The sequence below is a fragment of the Cupriavidus sp. 2KB_3 genome (genome assembly GCF_052115685.1).
GTDB lineage: Bacteria > Pseudomonadota > Gammaproteobacteria > Burkholderiales > Burkholderiaceae > Cupriavidus > Cupriavidus campinensis.
Genome location: NZ_JBFRHD010000019.1, coordinates 68,121 through 92,485, shown reverse-complemented (window position 1 = coordinate 92,485; position 24,365 = coordinate 68,121). Strand labels below are relative to the sequence as shown.

18 protein-coding genes are annotated in these 24,365 nt (G+C 64.6%); 2 read left to right on the top strand and 16 right to left on the bottom strand.

The genetic code is table 11. The features are described 5' to 3' along the window. Window positions 1-54: 54 nt before the first annotated feature. The 6 genes from AB4120_RS20295 to ugpB all read right to left on the bottom strand — a co-directional run bounded on the left by AB4120_RS20295 (window position 55) and on the right by ugpB (window position 8,308). On the bottom strand, window positions 55-2,907 hold the full coding sequence (locus AB4120_RS20295; RefSeq protein WP_144200805.1) for a 2-oxoglutarate dehydrogenase E1 component: 2,853 nt from the start codon (window positions 2,905-2,907) through the stop codon (window positions 55-57). A gap of 302 nt (window positions 2,908-3,209) precedes the next feature. Then, window positions 3,210-3,983 carry a glycerophosphodiester phosphodiesterase gene (gene ugpQ, locus AB4120_RS20290; protein ID WP_441642750.1) on the bottom strand — a complete coding sequence of 258 codons (774 nt, stop codon included), beginning with the start codon at window positions 3,981-3,983 and terminating at the stop codon, window positions 3,210-3,212. Further along, window positions 3,980-5,101 (bottom strand): sn-glycerol-3-phosphate import ATP-binding protein UgpC, encoded by a 1,122-nt coding sequence (locus tag AB4120_RS20285; RefSeq protein ID WP_441642749.1) that lies wholly within the window; start codon window positions 5,099-5,101, stop codon window positions 3,980-3,982. The genes ugpQ and AB4120_RS20285 overlap by 4 nt, the downstream gene beginning before the upstream one ends. Window positions 5,102-5,131: 30 nt before the next feature. Further along, window positions 5,132-5,980 carry a sn-glycerol-3-phosphate ABC transporter permease UgpE gene (gene ugpE, locus AB4120_RS20280; RefSeq protein WP_144200811.1) on the bottom strand — a complete coding sequence of 283 codons (849 nt, stop codon included), beginning with the start codon at window positions 5,978-5,980 and terminating at the stop codon, window positions 5,132-5,134. 18 nt (window positions 5,981-5,998) lie between these two features. Continuing rightward, the gene (ugpA, locus tag AB4120_RS20275; RefSeq protein WP_149135734.1) at window positions 5,999-6,880 is read right to left on the bottom strand and encodes a sn-glycerol-3-phosphate ABC transporter permease UgpA; all 882 of its coding nucleotides are present in this window, start codon (window positions 6,878-6,880) and stop codon (window positions 5,999-6,001) included. A gap of 117 nt (window positions 6,881-6,997) precedes the next feature. Then, window positions 6,998-8,308, bottom strand: coding sequence for a sn-glycerol-3-phosphate ABC transporter substrate-binding protein UgpB (gene ugpB / locus AB4120_RS20270; protein WP_441642748.1), 1,311 nt, complete (start codon window positions 8,306-8,308; stop codon window positions 6,998-7,000). A gap of 237 nt (window positions 8,309-8,545) precedes the next feature. Here ugpB and AB4120_RS20265 point away from each other — a divergent pair, with 237 nt between their 5' ends. Beyond that, window positions 8,546-9,343 (top strand): HAD-IIB family hydrolase, encoded by a 798-nt coding sequence (locus tag AB4120_RS20265; RefSeq protein ID WP_149137496.1) that lies wholly within the window; start codon window positions 8,546-8,548, stop codon window positions 9,341-9,343. Window positions 9,344-9,407: 64 nt separating this feature from the next. Here the strand turns inward: AB4120_RS20265 and ntrC are convergent, their stop codons facing one another. The 4 genes from ntrC to AB4120_RS20245 form a co-directional block, all read right to left on the bottom strand. Then, the gene (gene ntrC, locus AB4120_RS20260; RefSeq protein ID WP_144200818.1) at window positions 9,408-10,982 is read right to left on the bottom strand and encodes a nitrogen regulation protein NR(I); all 1,575 of its coding nucleotides are present in this window, start codon (window positions 10,980-10,982) and stop codon (window positions 9,408-9,410) included. A gap of 111 nt (window positions 10,983-11,093) precedes the next feature. After that, complete coding sequence (gene glnL, locus AB4120_RS20255; RefSeq protein ID WP_441642747.1) at window positions 11,094-12,233, bottom strand: nitrogen regulation protein NR(II); 1,140 nt, start codon at window positions 12,231-12,233, stop codon at window positions 11,094-11,096. Window positions 12,234-12,243: 10 nt separating this feature from the next. After that, window positions 12,244-12,771, bottom strand: coding sequence for a DUF4124 domain-containing protein (locus tag AB4120_RS20250; protein ID WP_149137495.1), 528 nt, complete (start codon window positions 12,769-12,771; stop codon window positions 12,244-12,246). A 202-nt stretch (window positions 12,772-12,973) separates the two neighbouring features. After that, window positions 12,974-14,389, bottom strand: coding sequence for a 3-hydroxylaminophenol mutase (locus AB4120_RS20245; RefSeq protein WP_149135732.1), 1,416 nt, complete (start codon window positions 14,387-14,389; stop codon window positions 12,974-12,976). Window positions 14,390-14,901: 512 nt separating this feature from the next. Between AB4120_RS20245 and AB4120_RS20240 the strand changes: the two genes are divergently transcribed. After that, a complete protein-coding gene (locus AB4120_RS20240; RefSeq protein ID WP_144200824.1) occupies window positions 14,902-15,366 on the top strand; it encodes a rhodanese-like domain-containing protein in 465 nt (154 codons plus the stop codon). Between the two features lie 268 nt (window positions 15,367-15,634). On the opposite strand, the gene AB4120_RS20235 is transcribed toward AB4120_RS20240, so the two are convergent. The 6 genes from AB4120_RS20235 to hrpA form a co-directional block, all read right to left on the bottom strand. Then, the gene (locus tag AB4120_RS20235; RefSeq protein ID WP_149135731.1) at window positions 15,635-16,435 is read right to left on the bottom strand and encodes a competence/damage-inducible protein A; all 801 of its coding nucleotides are present in this window, start codon (window positions 16,433-16,435) and stop codon (window positions 15,635-15,637) included. A gap of 12 nt (window positions 16,436-16,447) precedes the next feature. Continuing rightward, complete coding sequence (locus AB4120_RS20230) at window positions 16,448-17,323, bottom strand: EI24 domain-containing protein (protein WP_149135730.1); 876 nt, start codon at window positions 17,321-17,323, stop codon at window positions 16,448-16,450. 80 nt (window positions 17,324-17,403) lie between these two features. Beyond that, window positions 17,404-18,396 carry a sterol desaturase family protein gene (locus AB4120_RS20225; protein WP_149135729.1) on the bottom strand — a complete coding sequence of 331 codons (993 nt, stop codon included), beginning with the start codon at window positions 18,394-18,396 and terminating at the stop codon, window positions 17,404-17,406. Beyond that, window positions 18,396-19,214, bottom strand: a complete 819-nt coding sequence (locus AB4120_RS20220; protein ID WP_149135728.1) for a polysaccharide deacetylase family protein — start codon at window positions 19,212-19,214, stop codon at window positions 18,396-18,398. The genes AB4120_RS20225 and AB4120_RS20220 overlap by 1 nt, the downstream gene beginning before the upstream one ends. Window positions 19,215-19,227: 13 nt before the next feature. Next, the gene (locus AB4120_RS20215; protein WP_149137494.1) at window positions 19,228-20,214 is read right to left on the bottom strand and encodes a YVTN family beta-propeller repeat protein; all 987 of its coding nucleotides are present in this window, start codon (window positions 20,212-20,214) and stop codon (window positions 19,228-19,230) included. A gap of 128 nt (window positions 20,215-20,342) precedes the next feature. Further along, the gene (gene hrpA, locus AB4120_RS20210) at window positions 20,343-24,365 is read right to left on the bottom strand and encodes an ATP-dependent RNA helicase HrpA (RefSeq protein ID WP_441642746.1); all 4,023 of its coding nucleotides are present in this window, start codon (window positions 24,363-24,365) and stop codon (window positions 20,343-20,345) included.

The following is a 24,365-nucleotide window of genomic DNA, read 5'->3' as shown; positions in this document are numbered from 1 at the left end:
TTCAAACAGGCCGAAGCCCGGCGCGCACCACTGCGCGCCGGGCCGGCCGTCTTATTACTTGGTCAGCACAAAGCCCTTGAGCTTGGAGAACGCAGCGTCCAGCAGCGCCTTCTGTTGCTCGTTGTGCTTTGCGTAGTAGCCCACCGCCGGCGAAGCCGAGGCGGGACGACCGGCATAACCGAGCTTCTGGCCTTCCGTCATGTTTTCCATGATGTAGTGCTGCACGAAGAACCAGGCACCCTGGTTCTGCGGCTCGTCCTGGCACCACAGGATTTCGGTCACGCCCGGGTACTTCTTGAGCTCGGCGGCCACTGCCTTGTGCGGGAACGGGTACAGCTGTTCCAGGCGGATGATCGCCGTGTCGGTGGCACCGCGCTCCTTGCGGGTGTTGACCAGGTCGTAGTAGACCTTGCCCGAGCACATGATCACGCGCTTGACCTTGCTGGCGTTCAGTTCTTCGTGATCGGGGATAACCGTCTCGAAGTGACCCTTGGCCAGGTCGGACAGCGGCGACACCGCATCCTTGTTACGCAGCAGCGACTTCGGCGTCATGATCACCAGCGGCTTGCGGAACAGACGGATCATCTGGCGACGCAGCAGGTGGAAGATCTGTGCCGGCGTGGTCGGCTGCACAACCTGCATGTTGTGGTCCGCGCAAAGCTGCAGGAAACGCTCGATACGCGCCGAGCTGTGTTCCGGACCCTGGCCTTCGTAGCCGTGCGGCAGCATCATCGTCAGGCCCGAGGCGCGGCCCCACTTCACTTCACCCGACGAGATGAACTGGTCGATCACCACCTGGGCGCCGTTCACGAAGTCGCCGAACTGGGCTTCCCAGATCACCAGCGCGTTCGGTTCCGCGGTCGAGTAGCCATATTCGAAGCCGAGCACGGCTTCTTCGGACAGCACCGAGTCGATCACGGTGAACGGGGCCTGGTTCTCGGACACGTTCTGCAGCGGCACGTAGCTGCCGGCATCCCAGCGCTCGCGCGCCTGGTCGTGCAGTACCGAGTGACGGTGCGTGAAGGTGCCACGGCCAGCATCCTGACCGGTGATCCGCACCGGATAGCCGGAGGCCACCAGCGATGCGAACGCCAGGTGCTCGCCCATGCCCCAGTCCAGCGGCTGGTCGCCACGGCCCATGTTGGCGCGGTCCTTGATGACCTTTTCCACCAGCGGGTGCAGCTTCAGGTGCTCGGGGATCGTCGTGATCCGCTCGGCCAGGCGCTTCAGCTCGGTCACGGGCACGGCGGTGTCGGCGGCGTCGGTCCACTTGCGGTTCAGGAACGGCATCCAGTCCACTGCGAACTTGTTCTTGAAGTTCGACAGAACCGGGTCCACCGTGTGTTTGCCCGCGTCCATCGCGGCACGGTATTCCTTGACCAGCTGGTCGCCGAAGTCGGCGGGCACCAGGTTCTGCGCGGCCAGCTTGTCGGCGTACAGCTTGCGCGTGCCCGGGTGTTGCGAGATCTTCTTGTACATCAGCGGCTGCGTCACAGCCGGCGTGTCCTGCTCGTTGTGGCCCAGCTTCCGGAAGCAGATGATGTCAACCACGACATCCTTCTTGAATTCCATGCGGAAGTCGGTGGCCAGCTGCATGGCGTACACCACGGCTTCGGGATCGTCGCCGTTCACGTGCAGCACCGGGGCCTCGATCATCTTGACCACGTCCGTGCAATACAGCGTGGAACGCGCGTCGCGCGGGTCAGACGTCGTGAAGCCGATCTGGTTGTTGATGACGATGTGCATGGTGCCGCCCGTGCCGTAGCCGCGGGTCTGCGCCAGGTTCAACGTCTCCATGACCACGCCCTGGCCAGCGAAGGCGGCGTCGCCGTGCACCTGCACCGGCAGCACTTCCTTGTGACCGGCTTCGCCACGGCGTTCCTGGCGGGCCTTCGACGAACCCTCGACCACCGGGTTGACGATTTCCAGGTGCGACGGGTTGAACGCAAGCGACAGGTGAACCGGGCCGCCTTCGGTCGAGACATCGCTCGAGAAGCCCTTGTGGTACTTCACGTCGCCGGCAGGCAGGTCATCGACGTGCTTGCCCTCGAACTCGGCGAACAGGTCCGCCGGCATCTTGCCCAGCGTGTTGACCAGCACGTTCAGACGGCCACGGTGGGCCATGCCGATCACGATTTCCTGCACACCCTTCGAACCGGCGTGCTGGATCAGCTCGTCCATCGCGGCGATGAAGCTCTCGCCGCCTTCGAGCGAGAAGCGCTTCTGGCCGACGTACTTGGTGTGGAGGAAGCGCTCAAGGCCCTCGGACGCCGTCAGGCGGTCCAGGATGTGCTTCTTCTTTTCCAGCGTGAACACGGGCTTGGAACGCGTGGTTTCCAGGCGCTCCTGCCACCAGCGCTTCTGCGCCTGGTCGCTCACGTACATGAACTCGGCGCCGATGGTGCCGCAGTAGGTCTCGCGGAGGTTGTTGAGCAGCTCGCGCAGGCTCATCGACTCCTTGCCGAAATACGTGTTGCTGGCATTGAAGACGATGTCGAGGTCGGCCTCGGAGAAACCGTAGAACGCCGGATCCAGGTCAGGCAGGGGCGGACGCTCCTGGCGCTTCAGCGGATCGAGGTCGGCCCAGTGCGAACCGATGTTGCGGTAGGCAGCGATCAGCTGGGTCGCAGCAACGCGCTTGCGGCCCATGTCGGAATCGGCCGAGGCAACGATGGTCTTGATGGGGCCCTGCTTGGCGCGCTCGGCGAACGAGGCGACGATCGGTGCGTGGGGAATATCGCGGGAGTTGGAACCATCCACAGCCGGGACATTCTGCATCGCGTCGAAATACGCGCGCCAGTTGTCGGGAACCGAGCTGGGATTCTGGAGATAGGCCTCGTACAGCTCTTCCACATAGGGGGCGTTGCCGCCGAAGAGGTACGAATTGCTCTGATACTGCTGCATCATGGGGCGCTCACTATTCTCCGGGAATGCCGGAGTTAAGCGGGTTCATCAACCTTCCGCGACACGGCTTGACCGGTTAGCGGATTGCAAACAACTCTTGGGAGCCAGACAGCGCTACCTTGAACGAACGGCACCGCAAAGGTGCCGTCTGTCTTGGGTCTCACCGACAGCCCGAAAGGGCAAGTTGTGCGGGGAAGGACCTTAGTCTTCACTCGCAAAAGCATAGCACGTTTGCCCAACGACAGTGGGGACTTTTCGTGATGCAAAATCATGACCGTTGTCGGCAGACATCGGCGCCACGCCAGTCAGCCGGCCGGCTCGATCCGATCGACCGCGTCCGTGATCAGTCCGTCCAGCCCCCAGGACAATAGCTCGGCGGCCCGGGACTCGTCGTTCACCGTGTAGCACAACACTTGAAAACCCTCCGCATGGGCGCGGGCGATGACGGCTGCATCCAGTTCGCGATGGTTGGCGTCGAGCGCCACGCAGCCCAGCCGGCGCAGACGCTCGGGCCAGTCGGCGGGCAGCTTGTCGAGCAGCAGCGCGCGCGGCAGGCCGGGCGCAACCTGGCGCGCGGCGTCGAGCGCCTCCTCGGAAAACGACGAAAGCAGCGGCGGCACGTCGGCGCCCTGCCAAAGTGAAAGTGCGTCAATCGCCACTGCCGCACCCGTGCGCCATTCGGTACCCGGCACCGGCTTGATCTCGATATTGACGTGGAAGCCGTTGGCACGCGTATAGCGGGCGACGGCTGCCAGCGTCGGCACTGGTTCGCCGGCATAGGCCGGGCTGTGCCAGCCGCCGGCGTCCAGCGCGGCCAGTTCGCCCAGCGTCAGCGCGTCGACACGGCCCTTGCCCGACGTGGTGCGGTCCAGCGTCGCATCGTGCATCAGCACCGGCTTGCCGTCGGCCGACAACTTCACATCGAACTCGAACATCCGGTAACCGAACGACGCGCCGTGCCGGAACGCGGCCAGCGTATTCTCGGGCGCGAGCTTGCCGGCGCCACGGTGCGCGATATGGTGCGGATACGGCCAGTTGGCCGCGCCGATCACAGGAAAAGTGCCGGTTGTCGCACTCATGCCAACGCCTCGATACGCTTGCCCGACGTCGTATCGAAGAAGTGCAGATGATCGGCCGAAGCCGTCACCGGCAGCCGGTCGCCGGCACGCACCGGCATGTGGCTGTCCAGCCGGACCACGATCGGCTGTCCACCCAGCGAACCATAAGCGAACGAGTCGGCGCCCAGCGCCTCCACCACACGCACATCGACGTGGGCGATGGCGTCATGGGCCGCGCAGGGCTCGATATGCTCGGGACGCAGCCCCATCAGCGCCTGCTCGGGCAAGTGCAGGCCCATCGGCAGATGGCCAAGCGTGGCCGGTGCGCCCTGCCCCTCGCCGGCCCCATTCGCCTTCGGCACCACACGCATCTGCGCCTCGCCCTGGGCAGCGTTGGTGCGCACCACCGGCACGAGGTTCATCGGCGGCGAGCCGATGAAGCTGGCCACGAAGGTGCTGGCCGGGCGCGAGTAAACCTCGAGCGGCGTGCCGATCTGCTCCACGCGGCCGCCGTTCAGCACCATCATGCGGTCGGCCAGCGTCATGGCCTCGACCTGATCGTGGGTGACGTACAGGCTGGTGGTGCCCAGGCGGCGATGCAGGTCCTTCAGTTCGAGCCGCATCTGCACGCGCAGCTTGGCGTCGAGGTTGGACAGCGGCTCATCGAACAGGAACACGGCCGGCTCGCGCACGATGGCGCGGCCCATCGCCACGCGCTGGCGCTGGCCACCCGAGAGCGCGCGCGGCTTGCGTTCGAGCAGCGCGCCCAGCTCCAGAATGCCCGCCGCATGCTTCACGCGCTGGTCGATCTCGGCCTTGGACATACCGCGGATGCGCAGCCCATAAGCCATGTTGTCGTACACGGTCATGTGCGGGTAGAGCGCGTAGTTCTGGAACACCATTGCGATGTCGCGCTCGGCCGGCTCGAGGTCGTTGACCACCTTGTCGCCAATATGGACCTCGCCACCGGTGATGGTTTCCAGCCCGGCGACCATGCGCAGCAGCGTGGACTTGCCGCAGCCCGAGGGGCCGACGATGACGATGAACTCGCCATCGGCGATTTCCATGTCGATGCCGTGCACGACCTGCGTGCCGCCGGCGTAGGTTTTCTGAACGTTGCGAAGTGACAGTTTTGCCATGGCTTTCTCGTAATTCGCTTATTTTTTCGCTTACTTTTCCGTTTCGACCAGGCCCTTGACGAACCACCTCTGCATCAGCACCACCACCACGGCCGGCGGGATCATCGCCAGCATCACCGTGGCCATCACCAGATTCCAGTCCGTCGCGGCATCGCCCGAGCGCGAAATCATCTGCGTCACGCCAACCACCACCGGGGTCATAGATTTTTGCGTGGTAATCAGCAGCGGCCACAGGTACTGGTTCCAGCCATAGATGAACTGGATCACGAACAGCGCCGCGATGCTGGTGCGCGAAAGCGGCAGCACCACGTCCCAGAAGAAGCGCAGCGGGCCGGCGCCGTCGATGCGCGCGGCTTCGGCCAGCTCGTCCGGAATCGTCAGGAAGAACTGGCGGAACAGGAACGTGGCCGTGGCCGATGCGATGATCGGAATGGTCAGGCCGAAGTAGCTGTCCAGCAGGCCGAGATCCGACACCACCTTGTAGGTCGGCAGGATCCGCACTTCCACAGGCAGCATCAGCGTGATGAAGATCAGCCAGAAGAAAGTCTTGCGCAGCGGAAATCGGAAATAAACGATGGCGAAGGCCGAAATGATCGAGATCGCGATCTTCCCGAGCGCGATACCCAGCGCCATGATCAGGCTGTTCTTCATCATGGTGGCAACCGGCGAGGCGGCCTCCCCCACGCCCTGGAACAGCACGGTGCGAAAGTTCTCAATCAGGTGGCTTCCGGGGATCAGCGTCATGGGCGAATCGAGCACCTGTTCGGCCGTCAGCGTGGACGCCACGAAGGTCAGGTACACCGGAAACGCCACGACGACGATACCGAGGATCAGCACCACGTGGGTGATGACATCAAGAATTGGACGACGTTCTACCATTTTTGGGCGCCTTTCGTGTCAGTACTGGACCTTGCGTTCCACGAACCGGAACTGCACCACGGTCAGCGCAATGACGATCACCATCAGTACCACCGACTGCGCGGCCGAGCCGCCGATGTCCATGCCGCGGAAGCCGTCGTGGAACACCTTGTAGACGAGCGTGTTCGTCGAATTGAACGGGCCGCCATGTGTCACAGCATCGATGATGGCGAAGGTATCGAAGAATGCGTAGACCACGTTGATGACCAGCAGGAAGAACGTGGTCGGCGAAAGTAGCGGAAATATGATGGACCAGAAGCGCTTCCACGGCCCGGCCCCGTCGATAGCGGCCGCCTCGATCAGCGAGCGCGGAATGCTTTGCAGCCCGGCCAGGAAGAACAGGAAGTTGTAGCTGATCTGCTTCCACGCCGCGGCCAGCACCACGAGCGTCAGCGCCTGGTTGCCATTAAGCAGGAAGTTCCAGTCCACACCGCCCTTGCGCAGCGCGTACGACACCACGCCCAGCGTCGGGTTGAACATGAACATCCAGAGCACACCCGCCACGGCCGGCGCTACGGCATACGGCCAGATCAGCAGCGTCTTGTACCCGGTGGCCACGCGCACCACACGGTCGGCGAAGTAGGCCAGCAGCAGCGCCACCGAAAGGCCGACCACCGTCACGCCGATGGCGAATATGGCCGTGACCTCGAACGACTCCATATACTGCGGGTCTGCCCACAGCGTCATGAAGTTGTCGAATCCCACGAATTCGAGATTGATGCCGAAGGCATCCTGCTGGAGCATCGACTGCCACAGCGCCTGGCCGGCTGGCCAGAAAAAGAAGATCATCGTGATGGCAATCTGCGGCAACACCAGCAGATACGGCAGCCACGGCGACCGGAAAACGACGCGTTTTTCCATCGTCAAGCCTCTTCATAACGCAAGCGGGCGACGGTTTCGCCGCCGCCCGCCTGCCGCACGTCTGGCGCCCGCCAGCCGGGACCGGTCATACCGGCCAGGCCGCGCGGCGCCCCTGTCTTACTCTTTCGCGGTCTTCTGGAAGCGCTCGAGCAACTCGTTCCCGCGCGCCACCGCCGTGTCCAGCGCGGCCTTCGGCTCCTTCTTGCCGGCCCAGACGGCTTCCAGTTCCTCGTCCACCACGGTACGGATCTGCACCAGGTTGCCCAGGCGCACGCCGCGCGACTTGTCCGTGGTCTTCACGACCATTTGCTGCACGGACACATCGGCACCCGGGTTTTTGTCGTAATAACCCGATTTCTTGGTCAGATCGTAGGCCGCCATCGTCACCGGCAGGTAGCCAGTGGCCTGGTGCCAGTCGGACTGGATCTCAGGCTGCGACAGGAACGTGAAGAACTTGGCCACGCCCTTGTATTCCTCGGCCTTCTTGCCGCCCATCACCCACAGCGACGCGCCACCGATGATCGTGTTCTGCGGGGCACCCTGCACGTCCGGGTAGTACGGCAGTTGCGACACACCGAACTGGAACTTGGCGTTCTTGCGGATGTTGGCCAGCGATGCCGACGAGCCCGTGAACATCGCGCATTCGCCGTTGAAGAACTTGGCCTGCGACTCCGCCTTGCGGCCGCCGTAGCTGAAGTACCCCTTCTTCACCATCTCCTGCAGATTGCTGATGTGCTTCACGTGCAGCGGGCTGTTGAAGACCAGGCGGGCGTCGGTGCCGCCGAAGCCGTTGTTCTTCGAGGCGAACAGCGTGTTATGCCAGGCCGAGAAGCTTTCCAGATGCACCCAGCCCTGCCAATCGGTGGTATAGGCGCAGTTCGTACCCGATGCCTTCAACTTGGCCGAATACTGCATCACTTCAGGCCAGGTCTTGGGCGGCTCGGACAGGCCCGCCTTCTTGAAGGCGTCCTTGTTGTAATAGAAGACAGTGGTCGAGCTGTTGAACGGGAACGACAGCATCTCGCCCTTCGACGAGGTGTAGTAGCCAGCCACGGCGGGGATGTAGGCCTTCTGGTCGAACCTTTCGCCCGCGTCCTTCATCACCGTGGAAACCGGCTTGATGGCGCCCTTGGCGCTCATCATCGTGGCGGTGCCCACTTCGAACACCTGGAGGATCGCCGGCGCGCCGCCCGCGCGGAACGCAGCGATGCCGGCCGCCATGGTTTCGTCGTAATTGCCCTTGTTAACAGGCACGATCTTGTATTCGGTCTGGCTCGCGTTGAACTTGTTGGCGATCTCGTTGACCTTGTCGTTCAGCGCGCCCTGCATGGCGTGCCACCATTGGATCTCCACCGCCGCATGGGCGGTGCCAGCCATGGCCAGGGCGGCGACGGCAGCGAATTTCAGGGCGATGCGTGGAAAGGACATGGACTTCTCTCCTGAGGCTGTTATCAGTCGGGCAAATCGGGCAAGAAATGAGAAAAAGCGACCGACTGTATGCATTTTTTGTGACAGCGGCATGTTACGCCCGTCGCACCTCGCCGCAAACCGGGCAAACCCGCCTTGCGGTGCGAATATTGCTGCATTTTGACGACACATTGATGTCACACAATCGGCCATGCCGCGCCGGGGGACGTTTGCGTACAATTCTCGCCCATGAGCACGATGAAACCCTTCGCCACCTTGCCGGACGCCGCCCTGCGCCGCGTGCGCGGCATTCTGACCGACATCGACGGCACCCTGACGACCGATGGCCGGCTGCCAGCCCCCACCTATCTCGCACTGGACCGCCTAGCCCGGGCCGGACTACATGTCGTACCCGTCACAGGGCGCTGCATTGCGTGGGCTGAGATCCTCGTGCGGCTCTGGCCGGTCGATGCCATCATCGGCGAAAACGGCGCCTTCTTCTCGCATTTGCGCGATAACAAGCTGATCACGCGCTTCCTCGACGATGCGCCGACACGCGCCAGCAATCTTGAGAAGATCCACGCACTTGGCGAGCGGATCTTGCGGGAAGTGCCGGGCTGCGCGCTGGCCTCGGACCAGGCATGGCACGCGGCGGACCTTGCCATCGACCATGCCGAGGACGTGGCACCCCTGCCCCAGCCGGCGGTGGACCGCATTGCGGCGCTGATGCGCGAGGCCGGCATGACGGCCACGGTCAGCTCGATCCATGTGAACGGCTGGTTCGGCGACCATGACAAGCTGTCAATGAGCCGGCTTTGCGTGCGGGAGTTGCTGGGGGATGACGTCGACGCCTCGCGCGACGAATGGCTGTTCATTGGCGACTCGGCCAATGACGCGGCGATGTTCGGCCACTTCCCATTGTCGGTGGGCGTGGCGAACGTGCGGGAGATTCTCGATCAGTTGCCGGTGGCGCCCGCCTACGTCACGGAGGCGGCCGGCGGTGAAGGCTTCGCCGAGATGGCGGAGCGACTGTTGGCGGTACGCGGCAACGGCTGAGATTGTTCTTGCTTCTCTCCTCCCCCGCACCAGGAGAGGAGAGAAACGTCTCAATCCCTGGACATCAATCGAATCCCAGCTCCTGCAGCTTGCGGGTAATCGTATTCCGCCCAATACCGAGCCGGGTGGCCGCTTCCACGCGACGCCCGCGCGTGACGCCCAGCGCGGCTTCTAGCACGGCTTTCTCGAAGCGCCGCGTCAGCACATCCATGACCTCGGGTTGGCCGGCTTCCAGCATTGACTTGGCCTCGCCGGCCAGCAGCGATTCCCAGCTTGCGGACACCGCATTGCCTGCGAAGGCCGGGGCGGACGCCATGCCTGGCGCCGTCGCGGTCATCGGCGGACGTGTGGCAACCATCGTGTCGCCCTCGCCTGCCGGCGTGCCCATGCCGTAGTCCGACGTCTCGATCGCGTCATAGTCGCCACCCGCCATGCGCGGCTCGCCGCCCGGCGCACGCATCGACGAACCGGTGCTTTCCGCCTGGGACGTGCCGATCATCTCCCGTGGCATATCCTTGACTTCGATGGTCTGCGCCGGCGCCATCACGGTCAGCCAGTTGCACAGATTCTCAAGCTGTCTCACGTTGCCCGGGAACGGTAGCGTGCTGACGTAGGCCAGCGCCTCGTCGGACATGCGCTTGGGTTCCACGCCAAGCTCCTTGGCGCTCTTCTGCAGGAAATGGCGCGCCAGCAGCGTGATGTCCTCGGGCCGCTCGCGCAGCGGCGGCAGCCGCAGACGAATGACGTTCAGGCGGTGGAACAAGTCCTCACGGAACAGCCCCTCCTTCACGCGCGTCTCGAGGTTCTGGTGCGTGGCCGCGATCACGCGGACATTGGCGCGCAACGGGTTGTGGCCACCCACGCGATAAAAGTTGCCGTCCGACAGCACGCGCAACAGCCGCGTTTGCAGATCGAATGGCATATCGCCGATTTCGTCGAGGAACAGCGTGCCGCCCTCGGCCTGCTCGAAGCGGCCGCGCCGCATCGTCTGCGCACCCGTGAACGCGCCGCGCTCGTGGCCGAACAGCTCGGATTCCAGCAGATCCTTCGGAATCGCCGCCGTGTTGAGTGCGATAAATGGCCCGTTGGCGCGCGGGCTGTGCTTGTGCAGCGCCCGGGCGACGAGTTCCTTGCCGGTACCGGACTCGCCGGTAATCATCACCGTCACGTTCGACTGCGACAGGCGGCCGATGGCACGGAACACGTCCTGCATCGCCGGGGCCTGGCCGAGGATCTCGGGGGCGTCGACTAGCCGATCGTCCATTTCCTCCTCGCGCAGGCTCTCTTCCAGCGCGCGGCGGATCAGTTCGACGGCCTTGTCCACATCGAATGGCTTGGCCAGGTATTCGAACGCGCCCCCCTGGAAGGCCGCCACGGCGCTGTCCAGATCGGAATACGCGGTCATCACGATGACCGGCAGGCCCGGGTGCCGCGCCTTGATGGCCTGCAGCAGGTCCAGGCCCGAGCCGCCCGGCATGCGGATATCGGAAATCAGGACCTGTGGCTCGTCATCCTCCAGCGCCGCGAGCACGTCGCGGACGTTGGTAAAACTGCGAGAGAGCAGGCTTTCACGGGCAAGGGCCTTCTCGAGGACCCAGCGGATTGATTGATCGTCGTCGACTATCCAGATCGGCTTCATGTGCGTCGCTTGTCTGCTCGGTGTCATGTGGTCTCCCGTTGTCCCGCCATGTTCCCAATCAGGCAGGTCCCGCACCGCTCGCACATCCTGGCCGGTCAGAAGGCGTGGACGTCAGTGCAGCGGCAGCAGGATACGGAAGTCGGTACAGCCCGGCCGGCTCTCGCATTCGATCAAGCCCTCGTGCTGCTGCACGAAGGTTTGAGCGAGTGTGAGACCGAGTCCGCTGCCGCCGTCCCTGCCCGATACCAATGGATAGAAGATGCGCTCGCGGATGTCCTCGGGGATGCCCGGGCCGTTATCGATGACATGCAAGTCCAATGCCAGCTTGAACAATCGCTTGGCAATCGTCACCTGTCGTGCCACCCGCGTCCGCAATACGATCTGGGCATCGCCACGCGCGATGCGCTCGTGCAGCGCCTGGGCAGCGTTATGCACGATGTTCAGCACGGCCTGGATCAGTTGCTCCATGTCGCCGCGCAGGTCGGGCAGGCTTGCGTCGTAGTCGCGCACGATCTCCAGCCCGTTCGGGAATTCGGCCAGCACCACCGAGCGCACCCGCTCCAGGACCTCGTGGATATTGAGGTCGGAGACGATATGCGGGTGCCGGTGCGGCTCCAGCAGCCGGTCCACCAGCGTTTGCAGGCGGTCCGACTCCTTGATGATGACCTGCGTGTACTCGCGCAAGGACCGTTCGGGCAACTCGAACTCAAGCAGTTGGGCCGCGCCACGGATGCCCCCGAGCGGATTCTTGATCTCGTGGGCCAGGTTGCGGATCAATTCCTTGTTGGCCGAGGTCAGGTCGAGGATGCGCTCTTCGCGGTCGCTGCGCACCTTCTGCTCGTTCAGAAGAATCTCAACCAGGACCGTACTGGCATGACCTTCGATCGCCCCGATCACGACGTGGGCATGCATCGGCTCCTGCAGCGGGGGGCGCAGCACGAGGTCCTGGCGCCGCACATCGACCTGCCGCGCGATCACCGTCTCGATCATGCTGTCCAGCTCATCGATCTGGCCGAAGAGGTCAGGCAGCGTCAGCTCCACCATTGCCCGGCGGGACAGCGCAAAGCTGGCCTCGGCGGCCGGATTCGCGTAGACCACCTGCAGCCCCGGCTGGCGCACCAGCAGCACCGGGTTGGCCACCACGTCCAGGCCGGGGTGGAACGCCGTGTCGCCCAACGGCACAACCTCAGCTTCCGCCTTGCGGTCTGCTCCGGTGACTTTGCGCGACACTCCGCGAATCAGGCGACCCATGGCCATTTCACTATTCCTTCAGGTTCGATAACTCACGGCGCAGGGAGGCGGCGTTGGCCTCGCTGCGCGCGACGTCGTCACGCAGGCGCGCCGTGCGATCGAGATATTTCTGATAATTGCGCTCGTTGCCCTGGCGCTCGGGCTCGCCGTTGTTGTACTCGGCGCGCAGCCCGGCCAGCTTGGCTTCTTCGCTCTGGAGTTCCTGCTCCAGCACCGCGCGGCGCTCGCCATCGCGGTTCTTCTGCGTGGCGCTGTCCACGCGCGGGAAGGCTGCAGGGGACGCCGCCGGCGCGGCCGACTTGCCGCCGCCCGAGCTGGCAGTGCGCGTGCCCGGCACCGTGATCACGTCAGGCAGGCTCAGCTTCCTGCAGTCCTTGCTACCGCCCGGATTGCCGTTGCGGTACTCGGGCACGCCGTTCGGGCCCTTGCACATATAGACATCCGATGACTGCGCCGGCGCGGGCCGGCTCCAGGCGCCAAGCCCCAGCGCCATGGCCATCACCAGAATGGGGAATCCCACCCGGATCTGGTGCGTCATCCGGTATGAACCCTGGTGCGACAGCCCGCCTTGGCGGCTACGCATGACCTGATTTGACATCGCGTTCATGAACATCGGCATGAAGGTTAGGGAAGGAGCCCCATTCTAGCGATCAACCCGCCCGCAAAACAAAAAGGGACAGCCGAAGCCGCCCCTTCCTGGTGCAACTGTTGCCCGGTGACAACCTGGCAACCGGACGCGATTACAGCGAGTAGTACATCTCGAACTCGATCGGGTGCGTCGTCATGCGGAAACGCGTGACTTCTTCCATCTTCAGTTCGATGTAGGCATCGAGCATGGAGTTGGAGAACACACCGCCGCGGGTCAGGAACTCACGGTCGTTGTCGAGGTATTCCAGGGCCTGATCGAGGCTCGAGCAGACGGTCGGGATCTTTGCATCCTCTTCCGGCGGCAGGTCGTACAGGTTCTTGTCGGCAGCTTCGCCCGGGTGGATCTTGTTCATCACGCCGTCCAGGCCGGCCATCAGCAGCGCCGAGAAGCCCAGGTACGGGTTCATCAGCGGATCCGGGAAGCGCGTCTCGATACGGCGGCCCTTCGGGTTCGCCACGTACGGAATGCGGATCGAGGCCGAGCGGTTGCGGGCCGAGTAGGCCAGCTTCACCGGGGCTTCGAAGCCCGGCACCAGACGCTTGTACGAGTTCGTGCCCGGGTTGGTCAGCGCGTTCAGGGCGCGGGCGTGCTTGATGATGCCGCCGATGTAGTACAGCGCGAATTCCGACAGGCCGGCGTAGCCGTTGCCTGCGAACAGGTTCTGGCCATCCTTCCACACGGACTGGTGCACGTGCATGCCCGAGCCGTTGTCGCCCACCACCGGCTTCGGCATGAACGTCGCCGTCTTGCCGTAGGTGTGCGCCACGTTCTGGATCACGTACTTCTGGAGCTGGGTCCAGTCGGCGCGCTGCACCAGCGTGCTGAAACGCGTGCCGATTTCGTTCTGGCCCTGGCCAGCCACTTCGTGGTGGTGGACTTCAACGGGGATGCCGAGCGATTCGAGGATCAGGCACATTTCCGAACGGATGTCCTGGAACGTGTCGATCGGGGCAACCGGGAAGTAGCCGCCCTTCTTGCCCGGACGGTGACCGCTGTTGCCGTGCTCGAATTCCTTGCCCGACGACCACGGGGCTTCCTCGGATTGGATCTTCACCGAGCAACCCTGCATGTCGACGTTCCAGGTCACGCCGTCGAAAATGAAGAATTCGGGTTCCGGACCGAAGAAGGCGGTGTCGCCCAGGCCGGTACTCTTCAGGTAGGCTTCGGCGCGCTTCGCGATGGAACGCGGATCGCGGTCGTAACCCTTGCCGTCCGACGGCTCGATCACGTCGCAGGTCAGCACCAGCGTCGGCTCTTCGTAGAACGGGTCGATGTGGGCCGTGTTCGAATCCGGCATCAGCAGCATGTCCGAAGCTTCGATACCCTTCCAGCCGGCGATCGAGGAACCGTCGAAGGCGTGGCCGCTCTCGAACTTGTCTTCGTCGAAGTGCGACACGGGCACAGACACGTGTTGCTCCTTGCCTTTGGTATCCGTGAAACGGAAATCGACGAACTTGACGTCGTTTTCCTTCACGAGCTTCATCACATCTGCAACGCTGTGGGCCATGCCTATCTCCTGGAAATTCGGGCTGAGTCTGGGAAAGCCATTGTTGGGTCCGGCCCCGGAAAACCCTCGCGGGAACCGCCCCAAAAGGGACGAGGAATGTTAGCAGAAAGCATGCCAACCGACGCCCTCATTTGCCCTCGCCATCCCGAAAAATGTGCAGTGATCGGTCACGCCGCACCGTGGCGGGGGTCGCAGATTGCATACAACTCGACCTTGCCGTGCTGGCGCGGCGAACGATCCACTTGCGCACCGCCATACAGCGACTTCATAAAACACCATTACGGTGCACGAAGCAAGGAAACGCACTATTTTAGTGCTGTCGCACCAAAATGCGCACCGAAGGCGGGCATGCGCCGCGAGCACCGATTTTCCGGGGATGGCCGTGGCTGCGCGCTAGAATAGCGCCGAACGCGGCGACATCCCAGTGCCGCGCCAGATGCCGGGCGACGCTGTTGCCCCGGCACAGCGAACCCACTTTTCCCCCGCTTCCCTTATTGACTCCGTCACAGAAGATGACTACCCGAGACGACCTCCTTCAGGCAGCGCACGCGCGCCAGCAACAGAACCAGCTTGCGTACTTCGGCGCACTGGACCCGCAGCAAGCCTATGAACTGCTGCAGGCCGACCCGAAGGCCGTACTCGTGGACGTACGTACGCAGGCTGAACTGGATTGGGTAGGCGGCGTGAACCTGCCGGACGAGCAATTCGCCCACGTGGAATGGAATAGCTACCCCGGCGGCAAGCAAAACCCGAATTTCATCGAGGAACTCAAGGCCCGCGTCCCGACCGATGCGCCGGTGCTGTTCCTGTGCCGCAGCGCCGCGCGCTCGAAGCACGCGGCCCGGCTGGCGGCCGAGGCCGGCTATTCGTATGCGATGGATGTGCTGGAAGGCTTCGAAGGCGCCCGCGACGAGGAATACCACCGCAAGACCGTGGAAGGCTGGTGCAAGCGCAACCTGCCGTGGCACGGGGCCTAAGGGGCGCCATCAACAGGACCACCGGCAGCAGAATGAGGACTGCCATGGGCCCGATGCCTACCATATTGACTAGCCAGCCCAGGACCAGCGGCACGATGGCATGCATCACCATGCGCGGATGCAGCATGCATAGCATTGCGCGGCCGAACGCTCGAAGGACACGGTTCATGCGTGAGAGCTGCGGAGCAGCCAGACTGTCGAAAGCTGCACACGCTGTCACGGGTCGCGTTGATCTCGATCCGACCCAGATCAAGGCCTGGACGGGTTTTTACTGCTCGACGATCTCGTACCCCATGGCGCGGACGCCCTCGAGCAGCATCGCATAGGCCGGCGAGATCTGTTCTGCCGGCCCCTTCACCCCGAGGTCGATGTGGCGCCGCGCGAAGCGGTCGCCCCGGCTCACATCGCCCACGGATGGCAGGCTGAATACGCGGATGCCGGCGAATGCGGCCTCCACCTGCTCCATCAGCGGTGTCAGGGTGGACTCGGGCGCCTCGAACACATAGAAGGCGCGTGACTGCGCCACTTCCAGGTGGAACAGGTGAGCGTAATAGTGGTCCAGCACCCATTCCATCATCGGCCACGCCATGACCGGGAAGCCGGGCATGAAATGATGGTCGGCCACCGAGAAGCCCGGAATGCGGTTATAGCTATTGGGGATGATGCGCGCCCCGACCGGAAATTCGCCCATCTTGAAGCGATGCTGGTTCTCGGGCAGGTTCAGGTCCGCCTTGACCGGGTCGCCGTTGGCGGTCTCGGCAATGCGCAGCGCAATCTGCTCGCGCGCCTCGGGGTGTAGCGCCAGTTCCACGCCCAGCGCGGCCGCCGCGCACTGGCGCGTGTGGTCATCCGGCGTGGCGCCGATGCCGCCCGTGCAGAAGACCACGTCTGGCCCCGCCAGCGTGCGGCGCAGCGTGGCGGTGATGCGCTCGCGCTCGTCGCCCACGTACTCGGCCCAGTCCAGCGACAGGCCGCGTGCGCCAAGCAGTCCGATAGTCCGGCGCATATGCTTGTCCTCGCGCCGTCCGGACAGGATCTCATCGCCGATGACAATCAAACCGAAACCCATGGTGTTCCTCGCTCAGGATTGTTCAATGCGGCGCACGTCGCCCGGCGCCAGGTCGATCACGTCGGTAGCTGGCGGCGGCGGGGGTGCCGCGGCGTCGCGCTCGGCGCGCAACTCGGCCAATGCCCGCAGGCAGAAATGGCCGAACCAGAGCGCCGAGAAGATGAAGATCAGCACGTACAGCCACAGTGTGCCGGCCAGCACCACCGGAAACAGGAAGATGATGACAGCCGACCAGACCCACAGCAAGGTCGGCGCGGAGCCGAGCAGGCCCACGGCCACGCCGATCATCAGCAGCGAGGTGCGATGGCGCTTCATCAGTGTCTTGCGCTCCTCGGCCGTGGCGTGCTCGGCCAGGGCGTCGTAAGTCATCACACGGTAGGTGAGCCAGCCCCACAGCACGGGCGGAATCAGCGCGAAGAACGGCGGAATCAGCCAAAGCGGCATCGTCACGAGCACCAGCAGCAGGAACACCACGGTGTTGCCGAGCGCCTGGAACACACTGCCGGCGACGCTGCCGCCGCGCGCCTTGACCAGCCCCGGGTAGCTGCGATCCAGGTGTTTCACCACGGCCGGCACCGAGAACAGGCTGATGAAGATCAGCATCGAAGCAATGACCAGCGGCACGGCCAGCGTCAGCACGAACAGCGGCGCCACCACGGTGCGCAGCGACTGCAGGCCGAGCCAATCCAGCGCGGAGTAGATCCAGCTCGTGAAGACGGAGCCTTCGAGGATGGCGCGCGCGCCGCCCATGATCGGGTCCCAGCCCCACCAGATCAGGCCGCCCCAGAGCACGGTGGCGAGGACGAATGGCACCAGCGTCAGCATCAGCATGCGCGGATGCAGCTGGCTGATCAGGGCACGGCCAAACGAGCGGAAGATATCGTTCATTCAGGAAAGAGGAAAGCGGTCGGAGAAACCTTCAGAGCCTAGCACAGGCCGAAAAGATCCCACGCCGACGGCGTTCCCGATCAGCGCAGGCGCAGCAGCCGCTTCACGCCCAGCCACTGCTGGGACAGGAATCCCGCGCCGTAGTCGCGGCCGTGGCCGGTGGGGGGCGGAAGCTGGTCCCGGATGCCCGTCGGGTGGTAGGCATCGACGAACCGGGCCGTCCGGAACAGCATGTCCCACCACGGAAAGATCACGCCGTAGTTGCAGCCGCCAAGCCGCACCGGCTTGCCTGCCGTCTGCTGCTCATGGCCAAGCCCTACCGCGTGGTGCGTGCGATGGAAGCGCGGCGAGACCAGCAGCCGCTCGCCAAGCCAGCCGAAATGCAGCCGCAGGTTGGCATGCTGGAGACTTTGCAGCAGTTGCGAAAGCGCCACCAGCAACACGTACTGCGACGGCTCCACGCCCACCGCCAGCGCCACGGTCGCAAAGACCGCGTCACGTAGCATATCGTCCAGAAGATGGTTGCGATTGTCGCTCCAGAGCGTCATCTGGCGCTGGCTGTGGTGGGTGGCGTGCAGGCTCCACCACCAGCGGTAGGTATGCGAAAGCCGGTGATACCAGTAGTCGAGCAGGTCGAACAGCAGCAGGTAGACGAAGAAGCTGACCAGCGGGATCGACGTCACGCCGGGCCACCAGTCCTCTACATTGATCCGCTGCCAGCCCAGCAGGCGCAGATGGCCCTCAAGGCCATCCATCAGCGGCGCGAGCACGAAAAACATCGCGAGCCGGAACAGGCCCAGGCGATGGATCATCGTATAGAGCATGTCGGTGCGCACGGCGGCGCGGTCCGTCACCGGCTCCACGGGTCGCAATTTCTCCAGCGGCCCCAGTATCAACGCCATCACTGCGATCTGCACCACCCCCACCAGCAGCCATTCGGTGCCCGTGAAGGCGTCCTCGGCGTAGCCGCCGAAACCGAGTTGGTAGACCACCGGCAGCACCACGTCCTGGAATACCGTAGCTTCCACCTGGCCCACCCAGAGGCTGATCCAGTTAGTGAATGCGTCCCACATTACCGCCTGCCCTCCGCCCCGTGCTGCTGGAACCAGTCCTTGTAGCGGGGATGCTCGCGCAGCGTGGCGAAGCAGAATCCTTTCTGTTCGAGGCCGGTCAGCAGCGGTTCGAGCACACCCGGCGCCCAGGCGTCCTTGCGCGACCAGATGCCAAGGTGTGCCATCGTAATATCGCCATCCCGGAGGTCGCGCAACGCGCGGTCCAGCAATGCCTGATTCGGAAATTTCTCGGACGACAGCTCATCGCCGAGGAAGCCGGCCGGCGCCCAGCCTACATGCCGGAAGCCGCATTGCTCGGCCCAGGCCAGCGTCTGCGGGGCGGTGCGGCCGCCCGGCGCGCGCCAGATCGGCGCCATCGGCTGCCCGGTCATCGACTGGAACGCCTGGGCGCTGCGGCGCAGCTCCGTGCAGAACGCGTCGGCGGTCATCGCGACGTCCTTGCCGCCCTGCGCGCCAAACTGCGGACGCATCGTCACCTTGTCTCCGTGCACCCCGCGCAGGTAGACGTGATCGAACGTATGTGAGCCGAACACGTGCCCGTCGGCGGCCAACGCCTTCCAGTAAGGGGCCCAGGTCGGATCGAGGGAGTTGTCGTGATTGACGGTTGGCTCGCTGGCCAGGAAGAACGTAGCGCGAATATGGTGCCGGCGCAGCGTGCGGGCAATCAGCTCCGCCTGGCTCATGCTGCCGGTGTCGAAGGTCAGGTACAGCGTGCCGGCGCGGCAATTGGCGCCGGTGTCCGTCGCCGCCCAGGCAGCGCCGGCCAGCGCCAGCATCGAAGCCAGCGTGGCCAGAATACGAATCAGCAGCCGAGCCATGTCGAACCCTGCATCAATAGAGCGGCGCCCGCGTGCGGAAGTAGATGCCGTGCGGCGACTTGCCCACGCGGATGGTCTTGACCAGCTTGCGGCTCGCCACGTCGATCAGCCCCACCGAGCGCGCCCAGCGGAACGTCACCCAGAGCGTCTTGCCGTCTGCAGTCAACTCCATGTCGTCCGGGCCCGGCAGCAGGCCGGTGATGTCGCCCACCTTCGACAGCGTCTGCTGGTCGATGATGCTGATGGACCCCGAGACGCGATTGGTCAGGAACAGGTGGCGCTTGTCGCCCACTGCACGGAAGTTGTGCGCGCCTTTGCCGGTCTGGATCTGCTTGACCACGGTGCGCGTGCGCCAGTCGATCACGGCCACGTAGTCGGCGCCCGTCATGCCCACCAGCAGGTATTTCTGGTCCGGCGTCACCCAGATCCCGGCCGGCGCCGAGCCGGCGTCCATGGTCCAGAGCACGGTCAGCGTATTGAGATCGATCGCGGCGATCTGGTCGCTGTCCTGCAGGGTGATGAAGGCGATCTTGCTGTCCGCCGTGAACGCGATATGGCTGGGCGTCTTGGGCAGCGGAAACTGCTTGGCGATCTTGAGCTGGCGGCCGTCCCAGCGGTAGACGTCCACGCGGTCGAGTCGGTTGCCCGTCGTCACGAACCATTTCTGGTCCGGCGAGAAGCCAATCTGGTACGGATCGTCGATGTTCGGCACGCGCTGCTGCACCTTGCCGGTCACCGGGTCCAGGAACACCAGGTCGTTGCCGACCGCGTTGGCCACGATCAGCGACTTGTCGTCCGGCGTGGCGATCAGGTGGTGCGGCTCCTTGCCGACGGGGAAGGTCTCCAGCACCTTCTGCGTGTCCTTGTCGATCAAGGTGACTGTTGCATCACCCGAATTAAGGATCGTCACAACCTCCGCGCGTGCGGGGGCGGACACCACAGCCAAAGCCAGCGCGCCAACCGACACCACGCTAGCCACAACACGACGCAACGAGAGCATAAGACCGTCAACCATGAGGAATCGGGCATTCTAACGTTTGAGCCGGGGGTTCCGCTGACCGTTTGCGCGAATTTATCTTTCGCCGGGCATTCCGACACAAATCGTGGTTTTCGACACAAACCCCCGCTTCAGCGCTGCATCGACTCCCACACCTTCTGCAAGCGCTTGACCGACATCGGCACCGGCGTGCGCAACTCCTGCGCGAACAGCGCGATGCGCAACTCCTCAAGCATCCATCGGAATTCGTCCAGCCGGGCATCCTCAGCCCCCCTGCCCTGCGTGCGGAGCTGCTTCTCGGCGCGCTGCCACTGCTGCACCAGCGGCGCCATTTCCTGGGTACGCTGGCTGTCGCGGCCGGGGTCGCCCTTGAGCTTGTCCACGCGCATCGCCATACCTTTCAGATAGCGCGGAAAGTGCACCAGCTGCGTGTATGGCGTATCGATCACGAACGACTTCGTCATCAGCCGCGCCAGCTGCGCCTCCATGTCCTGATGGGCGGAGCCGAACGGCTTGGCCTGGAGCAGCTTGCGCGGCAGCCCCGCGTATTCGGCCAGGATCGCGCCCACCAGCCGCGCCATCTCCTGCGCCAGCAACGACAGCCGCGCGCGCCCCTCATCCTTGCGGGCGTTGAACTCGGCCTCGTTGCGCGGCAGCGGCGCCTGCATGCAGGCACGCTCCAGCGTGACCATCACGATCTGGTTGCGCAGTTCCTCCTGCGTGCCCAGCGTCATGTACTGCATCGCCATTTGCTGAAGATTCGGGATGTTCTTCTCGATGAACTTCACCGGCTCGCGCAGCTGGATGGCGAACAGCCGGCGCAGCCCGGTATGGTGGATGCGCGCCGCTTCCTGCGGGTCGTCGAAGACCTCCACATCGCAATGGTCGCCATGATCCACAAGGGCCGGATAGCCGAACAGGGTCTGGTTGCCCTTGCGGATTTCCAGCAGCTCGGGCAGTTCGCCGAACGACCACGACGTCAGGTTTTCGTACTGTCCGGCCTCGGCCGCCGGCACGTCGCGGGCGGCAATGTTCTGGAATGACTGCTGCGCCTGTCCGCCGAACTCGGCTCGCAACTGCGCCAGATTTCGCCCCATTTCGAGCTGCCGGCCATGCTCGTCGATGACCTTGAAGTTCATCGAATGATGGGCGGGCAGGGTCTCCAGCTTGAAGTCGGCGCGCCGTACCATCGTGCCGGTCTGCTCGCGGATGTCGGCAATCAGCACGTCGATCAGTTCGCCCTCGCCAAACGGCTGGCGGTCGACAAACCCGCCCGCATACTCGGGCAGCGGCACGCAGTGGCGGCGCAGCTTCTGCGGCAAGGACTTCAGCAGCAGGTGCACCTTCTCCTTGATCATGCCGGGCACCAGCCATTCGGTGCGCTCGGGCTGCACCTGGTTCAGCGCGTACAGCGGCACGGTCAGCGTCACGCCGTCGCGGTGGCTGCCGGGCTCGAAGTGGTACGACAACCCCATGTCCACGCCGGCAATCGGCAGCAGCTTCGGGAACAGGTCAGTCGTGATGCCGGCCGCCTCGTGCCGCATCAGTTCGTCACGGTTCAGGTACAGCAGCTTGCGATCCTTCGCGCTCTCCGCCTGGTACCAGGTCTCGAAGCTGGTCTGGTTGTGGATGTCCGCCGGAATCGCGCGGTCATAGAACGCGTAGATCAGTTCGTCGTCCACCAGCACGTCCTGCCGGCGCGACTTGTGCTCCAGATTCTCAATTTCGCGCCGCAGCCGCTGGTTGTGGGCGTAGAACGGCAATTTCGTGTCGAATTCGCCCTCCACCAGCGCGCGGCGGATAAACAGCTCGCGCGCCTCGGCGGGGTTCATCGGCCCATAGTGCACGCGCCGATGCTGGTAGATGGGCAGGCCGTACAGCGTGCCGCGCTCCATCGCCAGCACCTGGCCGGCCTTCTTTTCCCAGTGCGGGTCGCTCCAGCTCACCTTCAGCAGATGACGGCCCACCTGCTCGATCCATTCCGGCTCGATCCGCGCCAGCGTGCGTGCGAACAGCCGGCTCGTCTCGACCAGTTCGGCGGCGATGATCCAGCGGCCCACCTTGCGCGCGATCAGCGAGCCCGGCCACAGGTGGAACTTGATGCCGCGCGCGCCCAGGTACTCGCGCCCACGCCCGTCGGCCTCGTCCAGCTTCAGGCCGACGTTCCCGAGCAGGCCGGTCAGCAGCGCCTTGTGGACTTGCTCGAACGTCGGCTCCGTCTCATTCAGGCGCCAGCCCTGCTCGGTCACCGTCGTCAGCAGTTGCGAGTGAACATCTCGCCACTCACGCAGCCGCACGTGCGAGAGGAAGTTGGCGCGGCACTGGTCCTGCAGTTGCCGGTTGGTCTTCTTGTGCGCCACCGCCTCTTCGAACCACTTCCACAGCTTGACCCAGCCCAGGAACTCGGACTTTTCGTCCATGAACTTTCGATGGGCCTGGTCGGCGGCTTCCTGCGCCTCCTGCGGACGGTCGCGCGGATCCTGCACCGACAATGCACTGGCGATGATCAGCACCTCGCGCAGGCAATGCTGCTCGCGCGCGGCCAGGATCATGCGCGCCACACGCGGGTCCAGCGGCAGCTTCGCCAACTGGCGGCCCGTGCCGGTGAGCTGGTTAGCCTCGTCCACGGCGCCCAGTTCCTGCAGGAGCTGGTAGCCATCGGCAACCGCCCGGCCCAGCGGCGGCTCGATGAACGGAAACGATTCGATGTCGGTCAGCCGCAGCGCCTTCATGCGCAAAATCACCGCCGCCAGCGACGAACGCAGGATTTCCGGATCGGTAAAGCGCGCGCGGGCGATGAAATCAGATTCCTCGTATAGACGGATGCAGACGCCATCGGCCACCCGGCCGCATCGGCCGGCGCGTTGGTTGGCGGCGGCCTGCGAAACCGGCTCGATCTGCAACTGCTCCACCTTGTTGCGGTACGAGTAGCGCTTGACGCGCGCAAGCCCCGTATCCACCACATAGCGGATGCCCGGCACGGTCAGCGAGGTTTCGGCCACGTTGGTCGCCAGCACGATGCGCCGCGCGTTGGACGGCTTGAACACGCGCTCCTGCTCCTGCACCGAGAGCCGCGCGAACAGCGGCAGGATTTCGGTATGCGGGGGATGGTGCTTGCGCAGCGCCTCGGCGGCCTCGCGGATCTCCCGCTCGCCTGGCAGAAAGACGAGAACGTCGCCCGGACCGAGCCGGCACAGCTCATCCACGGCCTCGACGATGCCGTCGTAGAGGTCGCGCTCGCGGGCCTGGGCGGATTTCGGCGCGGCGTCGGGCGGCGCATCGGACTGGATCGGCCGGTATCGCACTTCCACGGGATACAGCCGCCCGCTGACCTCGATCACCGGCGCCGGCTTGCCGTTGCGGGCGAAGTGCTCGGCGAACCGCTGGGCGTCAATCGTCGCGGACGTGATGATCACCTTCAGGTCCGGCCGCTTGGGCAGGATCTGGCGCAGGTAGCCGATCAGGAAGTCGATGTTGAGGCTGCGCTCGTGCGCCTCGTCGATGATGATCGTGTCGTAGGCGCGCAGCAGCGGGTCGTTCTGGGTCTCCGCCAGCAGGATGCCGTCCGTCATCAGCTTGACGGACGCGCCGGCGGACATCGTGTCGTTGAACCGCACCTGATAGCCGACGTTCTGGCCCAGCGGCGTGCCCAGTTCCTGGGCAATGCGCTTGGCGGTGGACGTGGCGGCGATCCGCCGGGGCTGGGTGTGGCCGATCAGGCCGCCGTCTTCCTTGCCTTCCCGCGCCGGGCCACGGCCGATCGACAGCGCGATCTTCGGCAGCTGGGTGGTCTTGCCGGAGCCAGTCTCGCCGGACACGATGACCACCTGGTTGGCCTGCAGCGCGGCGGCGATCTCTTCGCGGCGCCCGGAAACCGGCAGCGCCTCGGGGAAGGTGATCTCGGGCAGCGGATTGGCCAGGCGCACCGGACGCACCGGACGCGCCGGGCGCTCCGCGCGCGGCTGACGCGGCTCGCGCGGGGGCTGGGCGTCGCGCGGGGGGCGCGGCGCGCGCTCGGGCCGCTGCTCGGGCCGCTGCTCGGAAGGCTCCTGGGGCCGCTGCTCGGGTGGCTGGCCCGCCGGGCGCGCCTCATGGGATGGACGGGGCGGGCGTGGCGGCCGGGAAACAGGTTTGACGGGGCGTTGTGCTGACAT

What these genes read in the sequence shown, in the direction of transcription:
- AB4120_RS20250 (WP_149137495.1), bottom strand. Translation starts at nt 12,771, where the DNA reads ATGACGCACCAGATCCGGGTGGGATTCCCCATTCTGGTGATGGCCATG.
- ugpA (WP_149135734.1), bottom strand. Translation starts at nt 6,880, where the DNA reads ATGGAAAAACGCGTCGTTTTCCGGTCGCCGTGGCTGCCGTATCTGCTG.
- AB4120_RS20245 (WP_149135732.1), bottom strand. Translation starts at nt 14,389, where the DNA reads ATGGCCCACAGCGTTGCAGATGTGATGAAGCTCGTGAAGGAAAACGAC.
- ugpB (WP_441642748.1), bottom strand. Translation starts at nt 8,308, where the DNA reads ATGTCCTTTCCACGCATCGCCCTGAAATTCGCTGCCGTCGCCGCCCTG.
- AB4120_RS20285 (WP_441642749.1), bottom strand. Translation starts at nt 5,101, where the DNA reads ATGGCAAAACTGTCACTTCGCAACGTTCAGAAAACCTACGCCGGCGGC.
- ugpQ (WP_441642750.1), bottom strand. Translation starts at nt 3,983, where the DNA reads ATGAGTGCGACAACCGGCACTTTTCCTGTGATCGGCGCGGCCAACTGG.
- AB4120_RS20220 (WP_149135728.1), bottom strand. Translation starts at nt 19,214, where the DNA reads ATGGCTCGGCTGCTGATTCGTATTCTGGCCACGCTGGCTTCGATGCTG.
- AB4120_RS20215 (WP_149137494.1), bottom strand. Translation starts at nt 20,214, where the DNA reads ATGCTCTCGTTGCGTCGTGTTGTGGCTAGCGTGGTGTCGGTTGGCGCG.
- glnL (WP_441642747.1), bottom strand. Translation starts at nt 12,233, where the DNA reads ATGGGTCGCCTGATTCGCGGAGTGTCGCGCAAAGTCACCGGAGCAGAC.
- AB4120_RS20235 (WP_149135731.1), bottom strand. Translation starts at nt 16,435, where the DNA reads ATGGGTTTCGGTTTGATTGTCATCGGCGATGAGATCCTGTCCGGACGG.
- AB4120_RS20240 (WP_144200824.1), top strand. Translation starts at nt 14,902, where the DNA reads ATGACTACCCGAGACGACCTCCTTCAGGCAGCGCACGCGCGCCAGCAA.
- hrpA (WP_441642746.1), bottom strand. Translation starts at nt 24,365, where the DNA reads ATGTCAGCACAACGCCCCGTCAAACCTGTTTCCCGGCCGCCACGCCCG.
- ntrC (WP_144200818.1), bottom strand. Translation starts at nt 10,982, where the DNA reads ATGAAGCCGATCTGGATAGTCGACGACGATCAATCAATCCGCTGGGTC.
- ugpE (WP_144200811.1), bottom strand. Translation starts at nt 5,980, where the DNA reads ATGGTAGAACGTCGTCCAATTCTTGATGTCATCACCCACGTGGTGCTG.
- AB4120_RS20230 (WP_149135730.1), bottom strand. Translation starts at nt 17,323, where the DNA reads ATGAACGATATCTTCCGCTCGTTTGGCCGTGCCCTGATCAGCCAGCTG.
- AB4120_RS20225 (WP_149135729.1), bottom strand. Translation starts at nt 18,396, where the DNA reads ATGTGGGACGCATTCACTAACTGGATCAGCCTCTGGGTGGGCCAGGTG.
- AB4120_RS20265 (WP_149137496.1), top strand. Translation starts at nt 8,546, where the DNA reads ATGAAACCCTTCGCCACCTTGCCGGACGCCGCCCTGCGCCGCGTGCGC.
- AB4120_RS20295 (WP_144200805.1), bottom strand. Translation starts at nt 2,907, where the DNA reads ATGATGCAGCAGTATCAGAGCAATTCGTACCTCTTCGGCGGCAACGCC.